A 21,666-nucleotide genomic window follows, 5' to 3' on the forward strand; every position below is an offset into this window, starting at 1 on the left:
TGCAGCCGCTCGCAGACGAGCGGCCTATGGAATCGGAGCCGGTCGGCTCCCTTCCTTACATCGTCATCTCGGCCAAGCGGCTGAAGGGCCATCCGTCTCCGGGACGTTGGACCTATCCGCTCCCCAAGCCAAAAAAAGACTCCCCGCGAATGCGGAGAGCCGGGCCGGCCTTCGACCTATTCCAAGAAATCCTTGAGCCGCTTGCTGCGGCTCGGATGGCGGAGCTTGCGGAGCGCCTTGGCTTCGATCTGGCGGATCCGCTCGCGCGTCACGCCAAATACCTTGCCGACCTCCTCCAGCGTCCTCGTACGGCCGTCATCCAGGCCGAAGCGCAGGCGCAGCACGTTCTCCTCGCGCTCGGTCAGCGTATCGAGCACGTCCTCCAGCTGTTCCTTGAGCAGCTCGTACGCCGCGGCATCCGCCGGAGCGAGCGCCTCCTGATCCTCGATGAAATCTCCCAGATGCGAATCGTCCTCCTCGCCGATCGGCGTCTCGAGCGATACCGGCTCCTGAGCGATCTTCATGATCTCCCGCACCTTGTCGGTGCTCAGATCCATCTCGGCCGCGATCTCCTCCGGCGTGGGCTCGCGTCCAAGCTCCTGCAGCAGCTGGCGCGAGACGCGGATCAGCTTGTTGATCGTCTCGACCATATGCACCGGGATCCGAATCGTGCGGGCCTGGTCGGCGATGGCGCGCGTGATCGCCTGACGGATCCACCACGTCGCGTAGGTGCTGAACTTGAAGCCCTTTTGGTGGTCGAACTTCTCGACGGCCTTGATCAGGCCCATGTTGCCCTCCTGGATCAGGTCCAGGAACAGCATGCCGCGGCCGACATAGCGCTTGGCGATGCTGACGACGAGGCGGAGGTTCGCTTCCGCCAGCCGGCGCTTCGCTTCCTCGTCGCCTTGCTCGATGCGCTTGGCCAGCTCGATCTCGTCATCGGCGAGCAGCAGCGGCACGCGGCCGATCTCCTTGAGGTACATGCGGACCGGGTCGTTGATCTTGATGCCGGGCGGCAGGCTCAGGTCGTCGTCGAAGTTGAACTCGTCGCTCTCGCGCTCCTGATCCTCGCCTCCGAGCGGAGACGGCCGATCGTCCCGCTCGTTCGTCACTTCGATGCCGAGATCGTCGAGCTGCTCGAAAAACTCGTCGATCTGCTCCGGCTCCTGATCGAAAGGAGCGAGCTTATCCATGATCTCTTTATAAGAAAGGGAAGACCGCTTTTTCCCCTGTTCGATGAGCTGATCCTTGACCAGCTCCATTTTTTGCTCGTTGTCCAGCTCCGTATGTTGGTCATTCGCCATATTCCCGACTCCCTCCTCCCTAGAAAGGTCATCCTGCCGATTCCTTCTGCTGTCTTTCTAGGGCGATAATCTCACTTTGGATCCTTGCTCTTCAAAACGTCGATCGCTCTCTCGAGAGGAATGATATCAAGATGGATCTGAGCCGCCTTCAATACATCCCCCGCCTTTTCCGCCCGCGTCGCCTCTTCCTTCAAAACCTGGATCTTCTGCTTCAAGACCATTCTTTCCGATTCTTTCTTGATGTCGAGAATGTTTGAAGGCACAAGCTCGAAATGAAGGGAGGAGCTGTCCTCATGAATGAGGATGGAAGAAGCGAGCTGCTCGAGACGATGGTCCTGAATCGAGCTGATAAATCGGCTCGCATCCGGCTCGTTGCCTCCGGCGTAATAGGCATACAGATAAGCAGCCAACGCGACATGATCCTCAAGGATAAACGAATCGCCGAGCTGTTCGTAGACCGTCGATGCCACTTCCTTGTCATGCATCATGCAAGCCAGCAGATGTCGTTCCGCTCGTTTGAATAAAGGCGTGGTGTCCGTCCTCGCGGCCGAGGGCGCACGCCTTGTTTCATTCCTACCATTATTCCACGATTGATCGTTCTTATCCCTGTCCGGCCTCGTTTTCTGCCGCTCGCTCCAGATCTGGTGGCAGTCCTGCTTGAGCGACTCCAGAGACAGCTCGAACTCGCGGGAAAGCTCTTTCAGGTAAACTTCCTGCTCCGTACGGGAATCAAGCTCCGCCACTATGCCGACAGCTTCCATGACATAGTTCTTGCGGCCCTCTTCTCCTATGAGTGTATGATTCCGGCGCGAATATAAGAGCTTAAATTTGGTGACGGATACGGGATGCTCGATGACTTCCCTCATGAACGTCTCGGCGCCGAACCGGGTAATATGCTCGTCCGGATCCATGCCTTTGGGCAGCACGGCGACGAGCGGCCGGACGCCGGCCTTCTCCAGGATCGGAATCGACTTCATCGCCGCCGCCTGGCCGGCATCGTCGCCGTCGTAGCAGAGGATCACCTCGTCCACCTCGCGCGCGAGCTGGGCCGCATGATCGTCCGTCAGCGCGGTGCCCATCGCCGCCACGCCGTTTTTGACGCCGGCGGACCAGGCCTTGATGACGTCCATATATCCCTCGAACAGCACGGCGGACCTCTTCTTGCGGAAGACGGACCGCGCCGCATGCAGCTGATAGAGCAGCTTGCTCTTGGCGAACAGGCGGGTTTCGGGGGTATTCAGGTATTTCGGCTTGGAGTCGTCCATGACGCGGCCTGCGAAGCCGCACACTTTGCCGTCCCGCGCCCGGATCGGAAACATGATGCGCGCACGGAACCGGTCTACATAACCGCTTCCATCGTTTTTCGCCGAAAGGAGGCCCGCTTTTTCCAGCAGCTCGGGCTCGTAGCCCCTCGATAGCAGAAATCTGGACAGCGTGTCCCATCCCTCCGGCGCGAAGCCGATGGAGAACTCGTCGATCAGCTTGCCGCTCATCCCCCGTCCGAGCAGATAGGCTCTCGCCTCCTGGCCCTGAGCGGAATTGTTGAGCAGATAATGGTAGAACTTGGCCGCGAGCTCATGCGCCTCATAGGACTTGTCGAGCTCGGGGTCACGCGGCGAAGAGCCCTCGCCGGGCGCATCCCATGTAATGGGCATCCCTGCCTCTTCCGCCAGATGGCGGACGGCTTCCGGGAAGGAGTAGCCCTCGATCTCTTCGATGAACCGAATGACATTGCCTCCCTTGCCGCAGCCGTAGCAATGAAAGATCTGCAGCTCGGGAGTGACCGTGAAGGAAGGCGTCCGCTCCGAATGGAACGGACAAAGCCCCTTCATATATTTGCCGTTTTTGGTCAGATGAACGTACTTCCCGACGGTGTCCACAATTTCATGATTCCGGCGCACCTCTTCGATGACGCTTTCCGGTATCTTGCCGTATGCCACTCGTTCATCACCTTCGTCCGAATAACACGTAATACTATTCGCTGGTCCTATTCTTTTTCCTGCCTGCCCTGCAAAAGTTTTGTCAGCTTTTGTTGAAAAGCCGCCCGGTCCTCCGCGGTCATCGCCTTCGGCCCTTTGGTCCGGCCTCCGCTTCGCCGGATGACGCTCTGCTCATGGCGCCTCGCCATCATCGAGTCGATCGTCTCGTTCCGGTAGCGATGGCCGCGGAAGCCGATCACCTCTGCCCCTTTGGCAAGCGCGATCGCCGCCAGGCCGTAGTCCCCGGTGACGACGATGTCGCCGCGCCGGACGCGGTTCAAAATATACAGATCCGCCGCCTGGCTGCTCCGGTCGACATGGGCGATCTCAAGCCCCGGCTCCGGCTCCAGCCGGTGGTCGTAGGACGAGACCATCAGCACCGGCACGCCGAGCGGATAGGCGATGTCCATGATCTCCCGCTTGACCGGGCAGGCGTCCGCATCGACGACGATGCGGGTGCTTGCCTTTTCCTCCATGCGCTTCCCCGCCTTTCGGCCGCGGCCGGCTCCGGGCGATCCGTCAGCTGCTGCGGATCCGCTCCATGATGATGCTGGCCGTCTCCTCGACCGCCCGATGCGACACGTCCATCGTGAAGCAGCCGATCCGGTCGGTGATTCCTTTGGCATAGGCCAGCTCGCGCTCGATCCGCTCGGAAGTGGCGTAAGAAGCGCTGTCCGGAAGGCCGAGCGCCTTCAGCCGCTCCTTACGGATGACATTGAGGTAATGCACGCCGATCGTCAGGCCGATGACGCGCTCCTTCGGTATCGTGAACAGCTCGTCCGGAGGCTTCAGCTCCGGCACGAGCGGAACGTTGGCCACCTTGTACTTCTTGTGGGCGAGATACATCGACAGCGGCGTCTTCGACGTGCGCGACACGCCGACAAGCACGATGTCCGCTTTTTTGATGCCGGTCGTATCTCTCGCATCGTCGTATTTGACCGCGAACTCGACCGCTTCCACCTTGCGGAAGTAATCCTCGTCGAGCACATGGTTCAGCCCCGGCTCCTGCCGGGACGGCATGCCCGTCTTGCGTTCGAGGCTGTGGATCAGCGGGCCGAGCAGATCGATCGCCTCGACCCCGCTCCCGTCCGCCAGACGGACCATCGCCTCTCTCAGATGCGGCAGCACGAGCGTGTAGAGGACGATCGCGCCGTTGCCGCGCGCGAGCTCCACCACCTTGGCCAGCGCCGTCTCGTCGGCGATGAAGGGCGCCCGGCGGATCTGCGGCACGATCGGGTGGAACTGCGCCGCGGCGGCGCGCACGACCAGATCGCCCGTATCTCCCGCCGAGTCGGATACGACATAGACAATGACATCCCGCTCGTATGCGCTCACGTCGCCACTCTCCTTTGGATCAGATGGGACCCCCGGATCAAGCCCAGACAAGCTTCGAGAAGTCCGCGTACCGCGCGGCGTCTCGGGAGATGGCCGACAGCAGCGCCAGCCGGTTGCGGCGGACGGCTTCGTCCTCCGCCATGACCATGACGGAGTCGAAGAAGGCGGTGATCGGCTCGCGCAGCTCCGTCAGCAGGCCGAGCGCCGTCGCGGCGTCTCCGGCTTCCAAGGCTTTGCGGTACGGGCCGGACACATGCTCGTAGGCTTCATGCAGGCCGCGCTCCGCTCCCGCTTCGAGCCGGGAGGCGTCGACGGCGGCATCCGATTCGGCCTTGGCCGCGAGGTTGGCGCTGCGCGTGAGCGCGTCGACGACCGTCTTGAACTCGCCTTGCTCCGGTCCCGCGGCCCGCGCCAGCAGGATCGCGGCCCGCTTCACGGTCAGCGTCAGATCGTCGAAGCCGGCGGCGAGCGCCGCTTCGATCACGTCGTAGCGGTTGCCTTGCTCGGTCAGCACGTTTTTCAAGCGCAGCGCGAAGAAATCGTACAGCTCTTTACGAATGTCGCTGCGGCTTCGTTTCAGGCCGCGCTGCTCATGGATGTCCAGCGCCAGGTCGAACAGCTCTCCGAGACGAACCGGCAGCTCATGCGCCATCAGCGTCTGCACGATGCCCGCCGCCTGGCGGCGCAGCGCGTACGGATCCTGCGAGCCGGTCGGAACGATGCCGATCGAGAAGCAGCCGACGATCGTGTCGAGCTTGTCGGCGAGGCTCACGAGCGCGCCGGGCTGCGAGGCGGGAGCCGTGTCTCCGGAGAAGCGCGGCTGATAGTGCTCGTTGATCGCCTTGGCGACGGCCTCGTCCTCGCCGGCCTTGCGGGCGTAGTCCTCGCCCATGATGCCTTGCAGCTCCGGGAATTCGTAGACCATCTGGGTCACGAGGTCGAACTTGCAGATCTCCGCGGCGCGCGCGGCGGCCGCGGCGGCATGCGGCTCGGCGCTTGCGGCGGCCGCGATGCGGCCCGTCAAGGCGACGATGCGGCCGACCTTGTCGGCTACCGTGCCGAGCTCCTCGTGATAGACGATCGTCTCCAGCTTGCGGAGCGCGTCGGCGATATGGAGCTTCTGGTCCTCGGCATAGAAGAATTTCGCATCCGACAACCGGGCCCGCAGCACCTTCTCGTTGCCCTTGGCGACATTCTCAAGCGACACGGCGTCGCCGTTGCGCACCGTCACGAAGAACGGCAGCAGCTTGCCGGCGCTGTCCAGCACCGGGAAGTAGCGCTGATGCTCGCGCATCGAGGTGATCAGCACCTCCTGCGGGATGTCGAGGAAGGCCGGGTCGAACGAGCCGAACAGCACGGTCGGCGTCTCGACGAGGAACAGCACCTCCTCGAGCAGGTCGTCCTTGATCGAGATCGTCCAGCCTTTTTCGGCGGCCAGCGCCTCGATACCTTCCACGATCAGCCGCTCTCGCTCCGCGATGTCGACGATGACATGCTGGCTGCGCAGCGCCTCCACGTAGGCGGCCGGCTCGGCCACGGCCGTCTCCTCGCCGAGGAAGCGATGGCCGCGGGAGACGTTTCCGCTTCTCACGCCGGCGATCTCCAGCGGCACGACGTCCGTGCCGTACAGCGCGAGCAGCCATTTGATCGGACGGACGAACTTCAGCTCGTACGAGCCCCAGCGCATGTTTTTCGGGAAGGTCATCGCATGCACGATTCCGTCAAGCCCGTCCGACAGCACGGAAGCCGTGTCCACGCCGAGGCTCGACTTGACCGCATAGACATACTCGACGCCGGCCAGCTCCTTGAAGAAAAGCTGCTCCGGCTCTACGCCCTGGCTGCGGGCGAAGCCGAGCGCCGCCTTGCTCCAGCCGCCTTCGGCGTCCTGGGCGATCTTGCGGGACGGCCCCTTGACCTCCTCGCTCACATCCGACTGCTTCTCCTCCACCGCGCGCGCCAGCACCGCCAGCCGCCGCGGAGTCGCATAGGCGGTCACACCGCCATGGCCGATGCGGGAGTCGGCGAGCCACTTCTCGACGCGCTCGCGAAGCTGATTGACCGCGGCGCGCACGAAGCGGGCCGGCACTTCCTCGAGGCCGATCTCGAACAGCAGGTCCTTAGCCATTCGCGTCCACTCCTTTCTTGAGCAGCGGGAATCCGAGCCGCTCCCTCTCCTCCAGATACGTCGCCGCGCAAGAGCGGGCGAGATTGCGCACGCGCTGGATGTAGCCGGTCCGCTCCGTCACGCTGATCGAGCCGCGGGCGTCCAGCAGGTTGAACGCATGGGAGCACTTGAGCACATAATCGTACGCCGGGAAGACGAGGTTCTGCTCCATCGCGCGGCGCGCCTCCTCCTCGTACATCGAGAACAGCTTGAACAGCATGTCCGAATCGCTGATCTCGAACGTGTACTTGGAATGCTCGTACTCCGGCTGCAGGAACACGTCGCCGTAGGTGACCCCTTCGACCCACTCGAGGTCGAACACGTTCTCCTTGTCCTGGATGTAGGAAGCGAGCCGCTCCATGCCATAGGTGATCTCGACCGCGACCGGACTCGCGTCGATGCCGCCCACCTGCTGGAAATACGTGAACTGCGTGATCTCCATGCCGTCCAGCCATACTTCCCAGCCGAGTCCCCAGGCGCCGAGCGTCGGCGACTCCCAGTTGTCCTCGACGAAGCGGATGTCATGATGCAGCGGGTCGATGCCGAGGCGCTTCAGGCTCTCGAGATAGAGCTCCTGGATGTTGTCCGGCGACGGCTTGAGGATGACCTGGAACTGATGATGCTGGTACAGACGGTTCGGGTTCTCCCCGTAGCGGCCGTCCGCCGGGCGGCGGGAAGGCTCCACATAGGCGACGTTCCACGGCTCCGGTCCGATGGAGCGGAGGAACGTCATCGGGTTCATCGTGCCCGCGCCCTTCTCCGTGTCGTAGGGCTGCACGAGGATGCAGTTCTGCTCGGCCCAGAACTGCTGCAGCGTCAGAATCATGCCTTGGAAATTCATGCTTGTGGCCACTCTCCTTTAATGGAATCTTGGAAAAATCAGCAGCCGTCCGGAAGACGCCAAAAAAACTCCCGCCTCCTACGTCTGCGACACAGACGTAGGGACGAGAGCTTGCATCTCCCGCGGTTCCACCCTACTTGGCTTCTCCGTCCGCCTCGGCGGCGCGCTTCGAAGCCCGCTTTCCTCACTTGCACGCACTCCGGAGTGCCCTCGCCTGCGCTTCCGGCCGGGCTCCCACCGCCCCCGGCTCGCTGTTCCCGCTTTGGAATTCGGAAGATCAGCAGACTACCTTCTCCATCATCGTTCGTTCGAGCATATTTTCCCATTGTAACCGTTCGCCCAGTCGCTGTCAAGCTTCCGGAGCATCCTCCTGCGCTGCCCGCTCCTGCGCCCGTAGCCGCCGGCGCTCGGCCGCTTCGGCGGCCGATGCCGGCATCGGCTCGTTCATCCGCTCCAGCTGGTCGAGGAAGCCGCGCGTCTTGAGCCGCAGATCGAGATGGGCATCCATGAGCGAGCGCAGCGCCGCCTTCAGCTGCTGCCGCGTCTCCGGGCGCACCTGGATGGAGCCGAGACGCCGCAGGTCGATCGCTCCGAACAGCCGCAGCAGCTTCAGCGCCCCCTCTTCCAGCGGAAACGCCTGCGGGTCGCGATGGCGGCAGCGGGGACAGAGCAGTCCGCCGCCCGCCGCGCTCAGCCGGAACGGCCCGCGGTCCGAGCCGCAGCCGACGCAGACGTCCAGCTGCGGGGCATAACCGGCCGCTTCGAGAATCTTCATCTCGAACAGATGGATGACGACGCTCGGGTCCTTCCCTTCCCGCAGCGCGTCATAGCACGCCTTGAGCTGATGGTACAGATAAGCGCCCGCTTCGTCGTCCTGGAACGCCCGATCACATAGCTCGGCCGCATAGGCCGCATAGGCGGACAGCTCGAGATCCTCGCGCAGCCGATGGTTCGACTCCAGAATCTCGCCTCCGTTCAGCTGTCCCAGTCCGGCGTTGCGAAAATAGACGAACTCGCCGTGCGTGAACGGCTGCACGAGCGACGAGTGCCGGCTGCGCACCTTTTTCGCGCCGCGGGCCATGATGCCCGCCTTGCCGGCCGAATCGGTCAGCAGCGTGACGATCTTGTTGCCTTCGCCGTAATCCGTGCTGCGGATGACGATGCCTTCCACCCGGTAGATCAATCGTCTTCCCCCTTCCTGCTCGCGGACGTCATGGAGGCGACGACGGGCAGGCATGACATGCCAAAACCGCCCGGAGCGCTGTGCTCCGGGCGGGCCCGAACGGCTTCGGAAAGCCGCATCTGCAGAATGGCCGACGAACGGACGTCAGACCGTCAACGTCCCCCATGTCGCCTCATCGGCCGCCTCCTGCGCGGCGGCTTCCGCCGCGGCCGCCGCTTCGGCGCTTCCCGCCTCGCGAACCTGATCCACTTCCTTGTAAAGCAAAAACGACTCAACATCACCGGTCATCGCAAAGTACGTCCACGAAAAATCCCGCATGCCGCCATCTTCCTTTCGCTTTCCAAAGTGGTGCGGCTACCCGCGTCTGGCACTCTTAGCATGCGAAAAAGGAAAGGGGGCTATGCTGTCAAAAAGCGGGAAACGTCCGGCTATTCGTTGCGGAAGCCGAGATCGCGCAGGACGCGGTCCTGGTTGCGCCAGTCCTTCTTGACCTTGACCCACAGCTCGAGGAAGGTCTTGGAGCCGAGCAGCTTCTCGATGTCGCGCCGCGCCTGCTTGCCGACTTCCTTGAGCAGCGCGCCTTGCTTGCCGATGATGATGCCCTTCTGCGAATCGCGCTCGACGAAGATGACCGCGCCGATATGGACGACGCCGTTCTCCTGGACCTTCATGCTCTCGATCGTCACGGCGATGGAATGCGGAATCTCCTCGCGCGTCATCTGCAGGATCTTCTCGCGGATCATCTCGGCGCAGACGAACTGCTCCGGATGGTCTGTCACCTGGTCGGCGGGATAATACTGAGGTCCCTCCGGCAGGTAGCGGTCGATCTGGTCGAGCAGCCGCTCGACGTTGCTGCCCTGCAGCGCCGAGATCGGGATGATTTCCGCGAAGTCGTACCTGTCCTTGTACTCGATGATCGTTTTCATCAGCTTCTCGTCGTCGATCTTGTCGATCTTGTTGAGGATGAGGAATACCGGCGTCTTGACCGACTTGAGCCGCTCGATGATGAAGCGGTCGCCGCCGCCGTAGCCCTCCGCCACGTCGACGAGGAACAGGATCGCCTCCACCTCGGACAGCGCGCCTTCCGCCGCCTTGACCATATAGTCGCCGAGCTTGGAGTTCGGCTTGTGGATGCCCGGCGTATCGAGAAAGACGATCTGCGAATTGTCGCGCGTCAGCACGCCGTGGATCTTGTTGCGCGTCGTCTGCGGCTTGTCCGACATGATGGCGATCTTTTGGCCGATCATCCGGTTCATGAGCGTCGACTTGCCGACGTTCGGCCGGCCGACGATGCCGACGAACCCGGAGCGGAACTTCGCCTCGGAGCCTTTTTTGCTGCCTGCCGCGTTCGCCATCAGCGCTCGTCCCCCTTGTCGTCCATGCGGCTCTCTTCCAGCGAAAAGGCTCCCGGAAGCAGCTCGGCGACGGTCATGACGGCCTGGTCGCCTTTGAGATTCGTCATGACGACCGGCATGTCCGGCCGGCACAGCTCGGACAGCACCTGACGGCAGACGCCGCAGGGCGAGATCGGCCCCGGCGTGTCGCCGACGACGAGGATCGCCTGGAACGAGCGGGGCTCGCAGCCGTCGGCAATCGCCCGGAACAGCGCCGTGCGCTCCGCGCAGTTGCCGGGGCTGTAGGCTCCGTTCTCGACGTTGCAGCCTTGGTGGATGCGGCCATGCTCGTCCAGCAAGGCGGCGCCTACGTGGAATTTGGAATAAGGAACGTACGCGCGGCTCATCGCCTGGCGCGCAGGTTCGGACAGCTGCTGTAGCAGCTTGTCGATCGGTTGGTTGGTCGGGCTCATGTATTCTCTCCTTGGCCGGTCCTTCAGGACCGGATTCAATCACTTCTAAACGGCCAGAAGCCGCCATAGCGGCGGCCCCAGCACAAGCAGCCCGATGACGGCCGAGGCGGCGGCGCAGACGAGCACCGCGCCGGAAGCCGCGTCCTTGGCCGCCTTGGCGAGCGGGTGAATGTTGCCGCCGGCTGCGAGATCCACCGCCCGTTCGACGGCGGTGTTCAGCAGCTCGGCCGCCAGCACGAGCGCGATCGCCAGCAAAATCGCCGCCCATTCCAGCGGACCGATGCGCAGCCAGGCGGCTATGACGATGGCGGCCGTGGCGGCGGCCAGATGGACGCGCAGGTTGCGCTCGCTGCGGATCGAGGCGGCGATGCCGGCGCATGCGTCCGCCAAGCTGTCGCGGAACGGCCTTGCCATGGCGGCCGCCCTATTCCCGCGTCAAGCCGGCCTGCTGCAGGACGGCCTCCTGCTTGGCCGTCATGACGGCTTCGGCCTCGGCATCCTGATGATCGTAGCCGATCAGGTGCAGGAAGCCGTGCACGAACAGGAAGCCGAGCTCCCGCTCCAGCGAGTGGCCGTATTCTTCCGCCTGGCGGACCGCCGTCTCGACGGAGATGATGATGTCGCCGAGCGGCTCGCTGACCGGCAGCTCGTCGGCCTCGTCCTCGACCTCGTACACGATGCCGAGCTCGTCCTCGCCGTCTTCCTGCATTGCGAAGCTGAGCACGTCGGTCGGCCGGTCGATGCCGCGATAGTCGCGGTTCAGCTCATGGATGCGCGCGTCGTCGACAAACGTCACCGCCACCTCTCCGTCCTCGATGCCTTCGGCTCGCGCCGCCAGCTCCAGCAGCCGTTCGAGCCGCTTCCCCCACTCCACGGGAATTTCGACCGCGTCCTGCTCATTGCTCCAATCCATCGTCACGCTCATGCCAGCTTCTCCTTTGGTTTGACCTCTTCCGGATATTCGATCCGGGAATGGAAGATGCCGATGACGGCTTCCTTCAGCGTCTGGCCGATCTTGTCCAGCTCCTTGAGCGTCAGGTCGCACTCATTGAACTGGCCGTCGTCCAGACGGCTTTTGATGATCTTCTGGATCATCGACTCGACGTTCTCCATCGTCGGGCTGCGCAGGCTGCGGACTGCCGCCTCGACGCAATCGGCGATGCCGACGATCGCCGCTTCCTTGGACTGCGCCTTGGGCCCCGGATAGCGGAAGTCGTCCTCGACGAAGTCCGGCTCGGCTCCCTCGGCTTCCGCCTGCTTGACCGCCTTGAAGTAGAAGAACTTGAGCGAAGTCGTTCCGTGATGCTGCTCCGCGATGTCGCGCAGCGGCTTCGGGATGCCGTGCTGCTTGAGCATCTCCACCCCGTCGCGGGCATGGGCCACGATGATCGACTTGCTCAGCTTCGGATCGATGCTGTCATGCGGATTCTCGCCGCTCTGGTTCTCGATGAAATAGCCGGGCCGCTTCGTCTTGCCGATGTCGTGGTAGTAGGAGCCGACCCGGCACAGCAGCCCGTCCGCGCCGATCGCCTCGGCCGCCGCCTCCGACAGGTTGCCGACCATCACGCTGTGATGGTATGTGCCCGGCGTCTCCGTCAGCAGCTTGCGCAGCAGCGGATGGTTCGGGTTGGACAGCTCCACGAGCTTGAGCGCCGACAGGATGCCGAAGCTGAGCTCGAAGAACGGCATCAGGCCGATGACGAGCACGGCGGTGATCAGTCCGCTGCCGAAGGCGAAGCCGATCGAGTAGAGCAGCTCCTGGCGCTCCGGCAGGTCGCCGAGCAGCAGCAGCGCCAGCACGGTGACGGCGCCGAACAGGCTCGCCATGATGCCCGCCTTGAGGATCGTCGAGCGCTGGCTCGCCCGGTGCACGGTGAAGATGGCGCTGAACGAGACGACGCAGATGACGAAGCCGTAGCGGAAGTCGAAGATCAGGCTCACGTCATGGTTGAAGATGATGCTGCCCATGATCGCGAACACGAACGAGCTGACGATCGCCAGATGCTTGTCCAGCAGCAGCGTGATGAGCATCGTGCCGACTGCCGCCGGAGCGAGATAGCCGACATACGGCATCGTCGGCGACTGCGCCAGCGCCGTCGCCTGCATGAGCGCCAGGTCGAGGAACAGGATCAGCCACAGCATGAACAGATGCATGTTGTTGTAGCGCGGCTTGACGCCGCCGATCCGGCCGCTTTGGTACAGGTAGACCATCAGCACGAGCAGGAACAGCAGGCTCGTCAGCAGCAGGCCGAGCTGCGGCCAATAGCTGCGCTGGCCGCCGAGCAGGCCGGCACCGGCGAGCATGTCCAGCTTCTCCTGCGTGACGATCTCGCCCTTCTTGACGATGACGCCGCCTTCCTTGATGATGACCGGCGTCGTATTCTGGCGGGCGAGCTCCCGCGCTTCTTCCGTCGCGGCCGTGTCGAGGAACTTGTTGGGCATGAGCGACATGCGCGCCAGCTCCTGCACGACCTCGCGCGTCGTCCGCTGCGTCAGCGAGCTCGCGTTGACGAGCTCCGCCACCTTGGCGCGGGACGTCTCCGCCTCGCGGATGGAGTCCGCCGACAGCTTGCGGGCGACGTTGACGGCCACCTGCCGCATCTCCGCCACCTGGGCCGCCGTCAGCGCCGGCAGCTTGTAGAACACCTCCGCCGGCACGGCATAACTCTGGCTCTTGGCGACGCGGGACATCTCCTCCAGCAGCGCCTCGCTGACATCCGGCTTGCCGGAGTTCGTCCGCACGAACTCGTCGATGTATTCATTGTAATAACCGGGGATATCGCCGCGATAGATCTCGATCTTGTCGCTCGTGCTGACGCCCTCGTCCTGATTGAGCACCTCGATGCGGTTGAAGACGCGGTTCAGAATCGCTTCAGGCTTGAGCGGCAGCGAGCTGGAGATCGGCTCCACCGATTCGGCCGCCAGCTCCTGCGCTTTGGCGGTAGCGATCTTGTCCTCCAAGCTTTTGGATGCGATGATGTCCCGGTCGCTCTCCTCGCCGAGCGTGATGTTGTAGGTCTGGGGGATGAGATGCGGCGAAAGGTTGAGATAGAACAGCAGCACGAACAAAACGCAGAGCGACAGGCGGATGCCCGTGCTCTGCTTCCAGCTGGCTGCCCATGAAGGCTGTTCGGCCGCGTTCCGAGTCTCGGCGCTCTTCCGGTCCATGCAGGCAACCATCCTCTCTATGCTTGGTTTTCGGCATCCTCATTATAAGCGAGAATGATTTTCTGAACCAGCGAGTGGCGGACGACATCGGCTTCGGTGAACAGGATGAATCCGATTTCGGGAATGCCGGCGAGAATCCGCTGCGCTTCCCGCAGGCCCGACTTCTTGCCCCGCGGCAGGTCGATCTGGGTCACGTCGCCGGTCACGATCATCTTGGAGCCGAAGCCGAGCCTCGTCAGGAACATCTTCATCTGCTCCGGCGTCGTATTTTGAGCCTCGTCGAGAATGATATAGGAATCGTCCAGCGTCCGCCCCCTCATATACGCGAGCGGCGCGATCTCGATGATCCCTCGTTCGAATGCCTTGGCCGTCGCTTCCGGGCCAAGCACGTCATGCAGGGCGTCGTAGAGCGGCCGCAAATAGGGGTCGACCTTTTCCTGAAGGTCTCCGGGGAGGAAGCCGAGGCTCTCTCCCGCCTCGACGGCAGGACGCGTCAGCAGGATCTTCTTGACTGCGCCTTCCTTGAGGGCGGCGACGGCCATGACGACGGCGAGGTAGGTCTTGCCGGTGCCCGCCGGTCCGATGCCGAACACGATGTCCTTGGCCTTGACGGTCTTGACGTAATGCCGCTGCCCGATCGTCTTCACCCGGATCGGCTTGCCGCGGAACGTCGACGTCAGCTCCATCTTGAACAGGTCGAGCAGCTGGTCGGCCTCCAGCGTGTGGGACAGATCGAACGCGTACTGAATGTCCCGCTCGGACGGCGTGTAGCCGCCGCGCACGAGCTGCAGCAGCACGGTGTACAGCTGCTCGAGCGAGGCGACGTCGGCCTCGGGGCCGGTGATGACGATCTCGGCCTCGCGCGAGCGGATCGTCGACTCCGTCTGCTCCTCGATCAGCCTCAAGTAGTGGTCGCGGGGGCCGAACAGGGCCAGTCCCTCCGCGGCGTTGTCCAGTGCAATCTTTACGGTTCTCGTCTCTGTCGGCAAACGTTCCTCATTCTCCTTGCATCTGAACTAGTGGCATTTCCTTGACGATAGACTGATCCACTTCCAACAGAACTTTCATATAAACTTTACCATTGTCCGTCTTCTCATGCAAAATTTTTTGCTCCTTCACGACGGCATCCGCGCCGGCTTTCGACAGGACGTCGGCTCGCGCCTGAAGCAGTCCGCTCTCCACCGCTTCCTCGCGGCCGAGCTGCCTCCGCTCCTGCCGCAGCTCCATCACCGTCTCCTTGAGCCGGCCGACCGGCAGCTCCCAGCCGCGCCAGCCGAGCTGCTGCAGCTGCTCCCTCGTCTGGGAGGCCGAGAACGGATCCTTGCCGTAGCCGGTCAGCTGAAGCGCCCGTCCGAACAGCACGAGCGACCATTTCGTCTTCGTCTCGCCCGTATATACGTTCGCCGTGCGCTCAAGCGGCGACACGACGTCATACTCGTACCACACCAGCCCGCGCACCTCTCCGTCCGCCACGACCGTCGCCGTGTTGGCCCCCTCGCCGATCGTGCCGGAGATGAGCGTCTGGCCCTTTTTCACCCGGCTGTTCACATGCACGACCGGCCGCCCCTTGTCCGCGATGATGCGGGTGACGACGGCGTCGGCGGAGGCGATCAGATGCCTCGTATTCCGCGGCGCGCGCACGGCCGGCTTTTTCGTCTCGACGACCTGGATGATCAGCCTCGTCCCTTTTTTCTCCACGCCGATCCAGGCCGCGTCCGGCAGCCGCTGCGCCAGCCGCTTGGCCAGATCCGACGGCTCGGGCAGCTTCCATTCCCATTGGAAAGGATGCACGCCCTCCGCCTTGGCCGCCGCGAGCAGATCTTCCGTACGGATCGCCTTGTTGCCGCGGACCTCGATGTTCCAGAGCAGCGAGGACAGCAAGTACATGGCGACGAAAAAGAGCGCGATGCCGCCTAGGAAAAACTTGCGCTTCCGGGCTTTGCGCAGCCAGAACGGCAGGCCTTCCCGGCGCGTCACGTGAATGCGGCAGCCTGTCCGGCGCAAGTACGGGCGCAGCCGGAAGAAATCCGGCACCGTCAGAGAGAACACCATATGCTCCGGGCTCGTCCGGCGGATGGACCAGAGCGAGAGCCCGTCCTGAAGCGCGCCGTTCACGAGCGCCTCCGGCTCTCCGCCGCGGACCTGCACCGTGACGATTCCTTTCATCCTCTGCAGCCAGCCTTCCTTCATCGCTGCCCCTCCCTGTCCATCAGGTGTATCGATTCGATCTTGCCTTCGACGAACACTTCCTCGGTCCAGATCGTGCGGATGACCAGATCCGCGCCGCTCACCTCGAGCACGCCATGGCTCAGCTGGAGCCGCAGCTGATGCGACGAGAAATGCAGCACTCCCCGATGGTTCTCGATATAAAGCTGCCGGTCGCCGATCATCGTCATGCGGGGCAGGTCGTAGGCTACATCCTGAGGAAGGTCCAGCATGTCGGCGGTCCATTTGCGCAGCTTGCGGTTCAGCTTGCCCATCGAGGCGTCCGCCCTCCCTTTTGATCGAGCTTATCTATCCATACTTATGCCTCGAAAAGGGCGATTATGAACGGCAAGCGGCGCACGGCCAGGAGCTGCGGCGGCCCCGAGGCGCCGGCGGCGCATGGCAAAAAGCCGCTCCGCCGCCGGGAAGGCGGTCGAAGCGGCTCTAGCAAAGCGGGACAGTCATTCGGTCAGGGCCCTAGCGGCGGCCGCCGCCGCGCGAGCGGGGCGGTCCGAGGATCTCTGCCCAGAGCACAGCCTGGCGCAGATCGTCTCCGCTCACGCTGCCGGCTCGAGGCAGCTTGCTGCCGACGGCAGCGGGATGCGAAGGCAGAGATTCGGCGATCGCATCGGAAGCCGACTTTTCCCAGAACTCACCCGGGTCCTCGCCGGCCGGCCGCTCCATCGCCATCCTTCTCTCAGGCGGCCGGAACGGACTTCGCGCCGGCTCCTCCCGCCATTCCAGCGAGCGGCCCTCGCCGCCGCTCGTTCCTTCCGGCTCCGCCTCGAAGGGAGAGCGTCCATGCTCTGCCGTGCGGCCCATCGGCCCCGCCTGGTCTTGACGGACGGCCGGAGGACGAACCGTCTCCGCCCTTCGCGGGGCCGGCTCGCGCTCGGACCTTGACGGCGGAGCCGGGACAGGACGCTGCGGACGTGGGTCGAGGCCGCCGCCGCCGAAATCCGGCATGCGCCCCGGCGGACGGCTTGCAGGACGGCCCGGCTGCTGCTGCGACGCCGACTTGAACAGCTTGCCGAGGACCGACCAGATCGCGCCGGCAATGATGAAGACAAAAAAGATATGGTCGAGCAGAAAGTTGATCAGCAGTTGAATCGGGTTGGGCATGGCCGCGGCTCACCTCCTGCGATGCGGCTCGGGAGCGCCGGTTCAGCCCCCGTTCTTATTGTCGTTCGCCTGGCCTTCCGGCTTGGCGATGCTGCTCCGCATCTGGGTGTCCGCCTCGACGTTTTTGAGGTTCATGTAATCCATCACGCCGAGCTTGCCGGATTTGAGCGCGTCGGCCATCGCAAGCGGAACCTGGGATTCCGATTCGACGACGCGGGCTCTCATCTCGACGACGCGCGCCCTCATCTCCTGCTCCTGGGCGACGGCCATCGCGCGGCGCTCCTCGGCTTTTGCTTGGGCGATGCGCTTGTCGGCCTCGGCTTGCTCGGTCTGCAGATTGGCGCCGATGTTCTTGCCTACGTCCACGTCCGCGATATCGATCGACAGAATTTCGAACGCCGTGCCGGCATCCAGACCTTTGCCGAGCACCGTGCGGGAGATCAGGTCCGGGTTTTCCAGGACGTCCTTATGCGAGTTCGACGAGCCGACCGTCGTGACGATGCCCTCGCCGACACGGGCGATGATCGTCTCCTCGCCGGCGCCGCCGACGAGCCGCTCGATGTTGGCGCGGACCGTGACGCGAGCCTTGACCTTCACTTCGATGCCGTCTTTGGCGACGGCGGCGACGGTCGGCGTCTCGATCACTTTCGGATTGACGCTCATCTGCACGGCCAGGAGCACGTCGCGGCCGGCGAGGTCGATCGCCGCGGCGCGGGCGAATTCCAGCTCGATGTTCGCGCGCTGGGCGGCGATCAGGGCATTGACGACGCGGTCGACGTTGCCGCCCGCGAGATAGTGGCTTTCCAGCTGGTTGATCGACAGGCCGAGGCCGGCCTTGGTCGCCTTGATCATCGGATTGACGATGCGGCTCGGCGTTACGCGCCGCAGCCGCATAGCGACGAGCGTGATGATGCCGATGCGCACGCCCGAGGCGAGAGCCGAGATCCAGAGCATGATCGGGAAGAAGCTCAGAAAGACCGCGATCAGGATGACCGCGACGATCGCGGCGACGACGTATCCGACACCTGCAAATTCCATACCCATTGAATCGACTCCTCTGTTAGTGGATTTCCTTGACGATGACGCGCGTGCCCTCGACCCGCGAGACGACGACCCGGGCGTGCTGGGCGATGAACTCTCCCGCCGTGACGACATCGATGCGCTCTCCGCCGATATCGACGATGCCGGCCGGACGCAGCGGCGTCACCGTCGTGCCCGCCTGGCCGAGCAGGCTCGACTTGGACGACGACGGGACGAAGCCTTCTTCGCTCGTCAGTCGTTCTCTCAAGACGAAGCGGTTCCAGATGCCCCGTTCCTTGAAGCGGCGGGCGATCAGGACGACGACAATGACGGCCGCGGCGAACGCCGACAGCATGGCGATCGTCGCCGTCGCCGTGTCCTCGAAGCTGAACAGGATCGCCCGGACGAGCGCGGCCGCTCCCAAGATGCCGAGGATGCCGAAGCTCGGCACGAGCAGCTCCAGCACGAGCAGCACGATGCCGAGGACGAAGAAGAAGACGTCCATGCCGTCGCTGTAGCCGGCCTGATGTCCGCCGAGGAAAAACAGGCCGAAGCCGACGATGCCGATCAGTCCCGGGGCCGCGAAGCCCGACAGCAGCAGCGCGAGCATCGTGCCGGCGAAGCCGGCGAACAGCAGCAGCGTCGCGACGTACGGGTCGGCGAGCCAGACGGTTCCGTCCCCGGCTCCCCCCGCGCCTGCGGCCGAGGCGGAAGCCGCTGCCGACAGGCCGAACAGCGCGGCTCCTGCAGCCGCGATCCTTATTTTGCTTCTCAGATGGCACACCCCCTTGATGCATTCTCGTCCCTAACTAATTCAGTGGTGAAGCAATAACTCCTTCTTAGATACGGGCGAGGAGCCGATTCGTTTCGACTATTTTGCCCTATGCGGCGCCATTCAGCCGAAAAGCCAAAAAACACTCCCCTAGGGGAGTGTTGTTGTGGTCCGAGATTATGGCAGAAATTGCTGTACCGTTTGGTTTACTAGCTTACCGTCGGCGCGTCCCTTCACTTTCGGCATGAGAGCGCTCATCACTTTGCCCATGTCGGCCTTGGAAGAAGCACCGGTTTCCTGGATCGTCTGCTCTACAATTGCTTTGATCTCTTCTTCGGTCAGCTGTGAGGGAAGGTAGACACTAATAATATCAATTTCTGCTGCGACATCTTTTACAAGATCGTCGCGGCCGGCTTTTTGAAATTCTTGGAGGGAATCTTTGCGCTGTTTGATCTCGCGACTGACGATGTCAAGAACCTCGCCGTCCTCAAGCGGACGCTTCAGGTCGATCTCTTGGTTCTTCACAGCTGCGCGCACCATGCGGATCGTGGTCAAGCGGAACTTGTCCTTGTCCCTCATGGCTTGCTTCATGTCGTCGTCCAATCTTTGGCTAAGGTTCATTTCGGAAGGATCCTCCTAAAACTTTCTCTTGCGCGCAGCCTCGGATTTCTTCTTGCGCTTAACGCTCGGCTTCTCGTAATGCTTGCGTTTCTTCACCTCAGCCAGGACGCCGTCCTTAGCAATGGTGCGCTTGAAGCGGCGGAGTGCAGCATCGATGGTCTCATTTTTGCGAACTTTCGTTTCAGACACTTGTTATCCCTCCCTCCGAAACAGACGGTCCAGAAGATGAACACGGCTAATCAAATTTAATTATAGTTCAATGAAAGAGCCAGTGTCAACTCGTATGGCCTTCGACAAGCGCGCCGAGAGGACGTCCTCCCAGTAGATGCACATGCAGGTGGTAGGCGGTCTGCCCTCCGTCGGAATTGCAGTTGTTGATGAGACGGTATCCGGACTCGGCGATGCCCTCCTGCGCGGCCAGCTTCTGGGCGACGAGCAGCAGCTCTCCCAGCAGGGCGGCGTCCTCGGGAGCCGCATCGTTCATCGTGGAAAGATGGCGCTTCGGAATGACGAGGATATGTACGGGCGCCGCAGGCGCGATATCCCGGAACGCCAGCACGCTCTCGTTCTCGAACACTTTGGCCGAGGGAATGGATCCTTCGACGATCTTGCAGAAAACACAATCGCTCACAGCTCCCGCCAGCTCCTTTTCTCCTGTCCTTGCTTTCCTTATTGTAGCCGATTCCGCACGGTTCGTCTAACGCGAACGAAAAAGCCCCATCCGGCCGCAAAGGGCATGGATGAGGCGGGCTTCGGCCGCGGCTCGCGGCTCATGGCGGCCGGCGGCGGACGATGCCGCGGATGCGTGCCGGGGAGCGGCATCCGGGCCGTCCGGGGCCGCATGGCGGCAAGGGCGGCTTACAGGAACGGCAGCAGCGTCAGGCCGGCCAGCGCAGCAAGCGGGAACACGGCGCGGGCGAAGCGGCGGCGCGGATAATAAGGGTACGGATAAAGCGGCGGATAGGGGCCGAAGCCGGGACCGAAGCCAGGACCGAAGCCGGGACCGCCGACAAAGGCGCGAGGGTCGATCTCGTTCATGCCGCAAGGAACGGCGATACAGACGTACTCGTCGTCATAGTGCTCGATGAAGCCGTCGACGCACCAGCCGTCTTTCGTATGGGCGAGCACGTAGCGATGCTTGTGGTTGTCGCAGAAATGCTTCATCTCCGGCTTTTCCATGACCACGACGACCGTATTCTTGATCGTCGTCTGGCTCGGCGCGACCGGCGCGACCGGCATGACCGGCTCGGGCGGCGCGACCGGCATGGCGGCGGTCGGAGCCTTGATCGGCATCGGGGCCGTAGGCTTCACGGCCGTAGGCGTCTTTGCCGGCACAGGCGCAGGGGCAACAGCTGTCGGATTCGTCGGTTCCATTGTCGGTTACCATCTCCTCAACATTCGTTCTGCCCTATCCTATGCCGCCTATGGGCGATTGGTTAATCGCCCGCTATCGCGCGCCGCAAAAAAAAGGAAGGCGGAGGTCCCGCCTCCAAAACACGCATCCGGCCGGCGCCTGCCGCCCCGCCCCCGTCGGCCTGATTCCTTCGGCCGTCTCCTACTTGTACCCGTCCACGGCGTCCGCCATCCGGCGGGCGGCATCCGGCCAGCTCTTGTCGGCAAGCAGCGTCAGGTAGCGCTCGCGCGAGCCGATCGAGGTGTCGACCGAATCCGCGAGCTGCTTCAACTCGGCGAGAGCGCCGGCCATTTTCTGCAGCTCGTCCGCCGACCCTTCGAGAGCCGTCTTTTTCATGAGCTGGACAAATTCCGCGGCGTCCTTGCCTGCGCTGTCCGGCCAATCCGCCGAACGGCTGCGCGCGGTCTCGAACAGCTTGTCGAGCGGGATGTCGCCCAGGCCTTGCCCGGCGCCGTCCGGTCCGAGTCCAAGCAACAGGGAGACTCGCTCCTTTTCCGGAGCCGCGCCTTCCTTAAGCTTGCCGAATGCCTGGATCGCCTTGTCCAGCTCTTCCTTCGTCTCCTTCCAGAGGAGGAAGGCCTGCTCACCTTGCTCTGCCCGCTCCTGCTGCTGCTCTTGCAGATAATGCGCGAATAGGAAGACGTTGCCGACCAGGCTCATCGTCAGCAGGATGAAAAGCACGGCTGTCGTCATGCTGCGTTTCGGTTGAGGCTCTTGCTTCACAGGATCGT

The 21,666-nt window shown here is 63.2% G+C and carries 24 protein-coding genes; all 24 read right to left on the reverse strand.

From position 1 onward, the window contains the following. Positions 1-176 precede the first annotated feature (176 nt). Positions 177-1,304: an RNA polymerase sigma factor RpoD gene (rpoD, locus tag NYE40_RS15050; protein WP_101809369.1), complete on the reverse strand. Its 1,128-nt coding sequence runs from the start codon at positions 1,302-1,304 to the stop codon at positions 177-179. A 71-nt stretch (positions 1,305-1,375) separates the two neighbouring features. After that, complete coding sequence (gene dnaG, locus NYE40_RS15055; protein ID WP_028597049.1) at positions 1,376-3,244, reverse strand: DNA primase; 1,869 nt, start codon at positions 3,242-3,244, stop codon at positions 1,376-1,378. Between the two features lie 47 nt (positions 3,245-3,291). After that, entirely contained in the window at positions 3,292-3,759 is a 468-nt protein-coding gene (locus tag NYE40_RS15060; RefSeq protein ID WP_028597050.1) for a YaiI/YqxD family protein, read from the reverse strand. 43 nt (positions 3,760-3,802) lie between these two features. Continuing rightward, positions 3,803-4,618, reverse strand: a complete 816-nt coding sequence (locus NYE40_RS15065) for a pyruvate, water dikinase regulatory protein (RefSeq protein WP_028597051.1) — start codon at positions 4,616-4,618, stop codon at positions 3,803-3,805. 37 nt (positions 4,619-4,655) lie between these two features. Beyond that, complete coding sequence (gene glyS / locus NYE40_RS15070) at positions 4,656-6,743, reverse strand: glycine--tRNA ligase subunit beta (RefSeq protein WP_028597052.1); 2,088 nt, start codon at positions 6,741-6,743, stop codon at positions 4,656-4,658. Next, positions 6,736-7,623, reverse strand: a complete 888-nt coding sequence (gene glyQ, locus NYE40_RS15075) for a glycine--tRNA ligase subunit alpha (protein ID WP_028597053.1) — start codon at positions 7,621-7,623, stop codon at positions 6,736-6,738. Before glyQ ends, glyS begins: the two co-directional genes overlap by 8 nt. Before the next feature lie 349 nt (positions 7,624-7,972). Next, positions 7,973-8,806 carry a DNA repair protein RecO gene (gene recO / locus NYE40_RS15080; protein WP_084136454.1) on the reverse strand — a complete coding sequence of 278 codons (834 nt, stop codon included), beginning with the start codon at positions 8,804-8,806 and terminating at the stop codon, positions 7,973-7,975. A gap of 144 nt (positions 8,807-8,950) precedes the next feature. Beyond that, positions 8,951-9,124 carry a YqzL family protein gene (locus tag NYE40_RS15085; RefSeq protein WP_084136456.1) on the reverse strand — a complete coding sequence of 58 codons (174 nt, stop codon included), beginning with the start codon at positions 9,122-9,124 and terminating at the stop codon, positions 8,951-8,953. Between the two features lie 110 nt (positions 9,125-9,234). Beyond that, a complete protein-coding gene (gene era / locus NYE40_RS15090) occupies positions 9,235-10,161 on the reverse strand; it encodes a GTPase Era (protein ID WP_101809374.1) in 927 nt (308 codons plus the stop codon). Then, positions 10,161-10,613, reverse strand: coding sequence for a cytidine deaminase (gene cdd / locus NYE40_RS15095; protein WP_127464389.1), 453 nt, complete (start codon positions 10,611-10,613; stop codon positions 10,161-10,163). Before cdd ends, era begins: the two co-directional genes overlap by 1 nt. 45 nt (positions 10,614-10,658) lie before the next feature. Beyond that, a complete protein-coding gene (locus tag NYE40_RS15100; RefSeq protein WP_153783844.1) occupies positions 10,659-11,027 on the reverse strand; it encodes a diacylglycerol kinase family protein in 369 nt (122 codons plus the stop codon). Between the two features lie 10 nt (positions 11,028-11,037). After that, the gene (gene ybeY, locus NYE40_RS15105; RefSeq protein ID WP_028597057.1) at positions 11,038-11,538 is read right to left on the reverse strand and encodes an rRNA maturation RNase YbeY; all 501 of its coding nucleotides are present in this window, start codon (positions 11,536-11,538) and stop codon (positions 11,038-11,040) included. After that, positions 11,535-13,781 (reverse strand): HDIG domain-containing metalloprotein, encoded by a 2,247-nt coding sequence (locus tag NYE40_RS15110; protein WP_028597058.1) that lies wholly within the window; start codon positions 13,779-13,781, stop codon positions 11,535-11,537. Before NYE40_RS15110 ends, ybeY begins: the two co-directional genes overlap by 4 nt. A gap of 17 nt (positions 13,782-13,798) precedes the next feature. Next, on the reverse strand, positions 13,799-14,770 hold the full coding sequence (locus tag NYE40_RS15115) for a PhoH family protein (protein ID WP_153783845.1): 972 nt from the start codon (positions 14,768-14,770) through the stop codon (positions 13,799-13,801). A 7-nt stretch (positions 14,771-14,777) separates the two neighbouring features. Then, a complete protein-coding gene (gene yqfD, locus NYE40_RS15120) occupies positions 14,778-15,971 on the reverse strand; it encodes a sporulation protein YqfD (protein ID WP_028597060.1) in 1,194 nt (397 codons plus the stop codon). Further along, entirely contained in the window at positions 15,968-16,261 is a 294-nt protein-coding gene (gene yqfC / locus NYE40_RS15125; RefSeq protein ID WP_028597061.1) for a sporulation protein YqfC, read from the reverse strand. Before yqfC ends, yqfD begins: the two co-directional genes overlap by 4 nt. Before the next feature lie 202 nt (positions 16,262-16,463). Beyond that, entirely contained in the window at positions 16,464-17,108 is a 645-nt protein-coding gene (locus tag NYE40_RS15130) for a hypothetical protein (protein WP_028597062.1), read from the reverse strand. A 42-nt stretch (positions 17,109-17,150) separates the two neighbouring features. Continuing rightward, positions 17,151-18,146 (reverse strand): flotillin-like protein FloA, encoded by a 996-nt coding sequence (gene floA / locus NYE40_RS15135; protein WP_028597063.1) that lies wholly within the window; start codon positions 18,144-18,146, stop codon positions 17,151-17,153. Between the two features lie 22 nt (positions 18,147-18,168). Then, positions 18,169-18,912, reverse strand: a complete 744-nt coding sequence (locus tag NYE40_RS15140; protein WP_052332856.1) for an NfeD family protein — start codon at positions 18,910-18,912, stop codon at positions 18,169-18,171. A 165-nt stretch (positions 18,913-19,077) separates the two neighbouring features. After that, on the reverse strand, positions 19,078-19,521 hold the full coding sequence (locus tag NYE40_RS15145; protein WP_028597064.1) for a GatB/YqeY domain-containing protein: 444 nt from the start codon (positions 19,519-19,521) through the stop codon (positions 19,078-19,080). A 15-nt stretch (positions 19,522-19,536) separates the two neighbouring features. After that, complete coding sequence (rpsU, locus tag NYE40_RS15150) at positions 19,537-19,710, reverse strand: 30S ribosomal protein S21 (RefSeq protein ID WP_028597065.1); 174 nt, start codon at positions 19,708-19,710, stop codon at positions 19,537-19,539. Positions 19,711-19,795: 85 nt separating this feature from the next. Next, complete coding sequence (locus NYE40_RS15155) at positions 19,796-20,152, reverse strand: histidine triad nucleotide-binding protein (RefSeq protein WP_028597066.1); 357 nt, start codon at positions 20,150-20,152, stop codon at positions 19,796-19,798. Positions 20,153-20,379: 227 nt separating this feature from the next. After that, positions 20,380-20,895 carry a hypothetical protein gene (locus NYE40_RS15160; protein ID WP_228551565.1) on the reverse strand — a complete coding sequence of 172 codons (516 nt, stop codon included), beginning with the start codon at positions 20,893-20,895 and terminating at the stop codon, positions 20,380-20,382. A gap of 181 nt (positions 20,896-21,076) precedes the next feature. Next, positions 21,077-21,658: a hypothetical protein gene (locus NYE40_RS15165; protein WP_028597068.1), complete on the reverse strand. Its 582-nt coding sequence runs from the start codon at positions 21,656-21,658 to the stop codon at positions 21,077-21,079. Positions 21,659-21,666 lie beyond the last annotated feature (8 nt).

It is taken from the genome of Paenibacillus sp. FSL W8-1187 (assembly GCF_037965485.1).
Classification (GTDB): Bacteria; Bacillota; Bacilli; order Paenibacillales; family Paenibacillaceae; genus Paenibacillus_O; species Paenibacillus_O pasadenensis.

Bases quoted from the DNA above. Each gene is read 5' to 3' on its own strand.
- NYE40_RS15145 (WP_028597064.1), bottom strand. From the start codon at position 19,521: ATGAACCTTAGCCAAAGATTGGACGACGACATGAAGCAAGCCATGAGG.
- NYE40_RS15160 (WP_228551565.1), bottom strand. From the start codon at position 20,895: ATGGAACCGACGAATCCGACAGCTGTTGCCCCTGCGCCTGTGCCGGCA.
- NYE40_RS15060 (WP_028597050.1), bottom strand. From the start codon at position 3,759: ATGGAGGAAAAGGCAAGCACCCGCATCGTCGTCGATGCGGACGCCTGC.
- floA (WP_028597063.1), bottom strand. From the start codon at position 18,146: ATGGAATTTGCAGGTGTCGGATACGTCGTCGCCGCGATCGTCGCGGTC.
- glyS (WP_028597052.1), bottom strand. From the start codon at position 6,743: ATGGCTAAGGACCTGCTGTTCGAGATCGGCCTCGAGGAAGTGCCGGCC.
- ybeY (WP_028597057.1), bottom strand. From the start codon at position 11,538: ATGAGCGTGACGATGGATTGGAGCAATGAGCAGGACGCGGTCGAAATT.
- rpoD (WP_101809369.1), bottom strand. From the start codon at position 1,304: ATGGCGAATGACCAACATACGGAGCTGGACAACGAGCAAAAAATGGAG.
- NYE40_RS15085 (WP_084136456.1), bottom strand. From the start codon at position 9,124: ATGCGGGATTTTTCGTGGACGTACTTTGCGATGACCGGTGATGTTGAG.
- cdd (WP_127464389.1), bottom strand. From the start codon at position 10,613: ATGAGCCCGACCAACCAACCGATCGACAAGCTGCTACAGCAGCTGTCC.
- NYE40_RS15130 (WP_028597062.1), bottom strand. From the start codon at position 17,108: ATGCCCAACCCGATTCAACTGCTGATCAACTTTCTGCTCGACCATATC.
- NYE40_RS15100 (WP_153783844.1), bottom strand. From the start codon at position 11,027: ATGGCAAGGCCGTTCCGCGACAGCTTGGCGGACGCATGCGCCGGCATC.
- yqfC (WP_028597061.1), bottom strand. From the start codon at position 16,261: ATGGGCAAGCTGAACCGCAAGCTGCGCAAATGGACCGCCGACATGCTG.
- glyQ (WP_028597053.1), bottom strand. From the start codon at position 7,623: ATGAATTTCCAAGGCATGATTCTGACGCTGCAGCAGTTCTGGGCCGAG.
- NYE40_RS15110 (WP_028597058.1), bottom strand. From the start codon at position 13,781: ATGGACCGGAAGAGCGCCGAGACTCGGAACGCGGCCGAACAGCCTTCA.
- era (WP_101809374.1), bottom strand. From the start codon at position 10,161: ATGGCGAACGCGGCAGGCAGCAAAAAAGGCTCCGAGGCGAAGTTCCGC.
- yqfD (WP_028597060.1), bottom strand. From the start codon at position 15,971: ATGAAGGAAGGCTGGCTGCAGAGGATGAAAGGAATCGTCACGGTGCAG.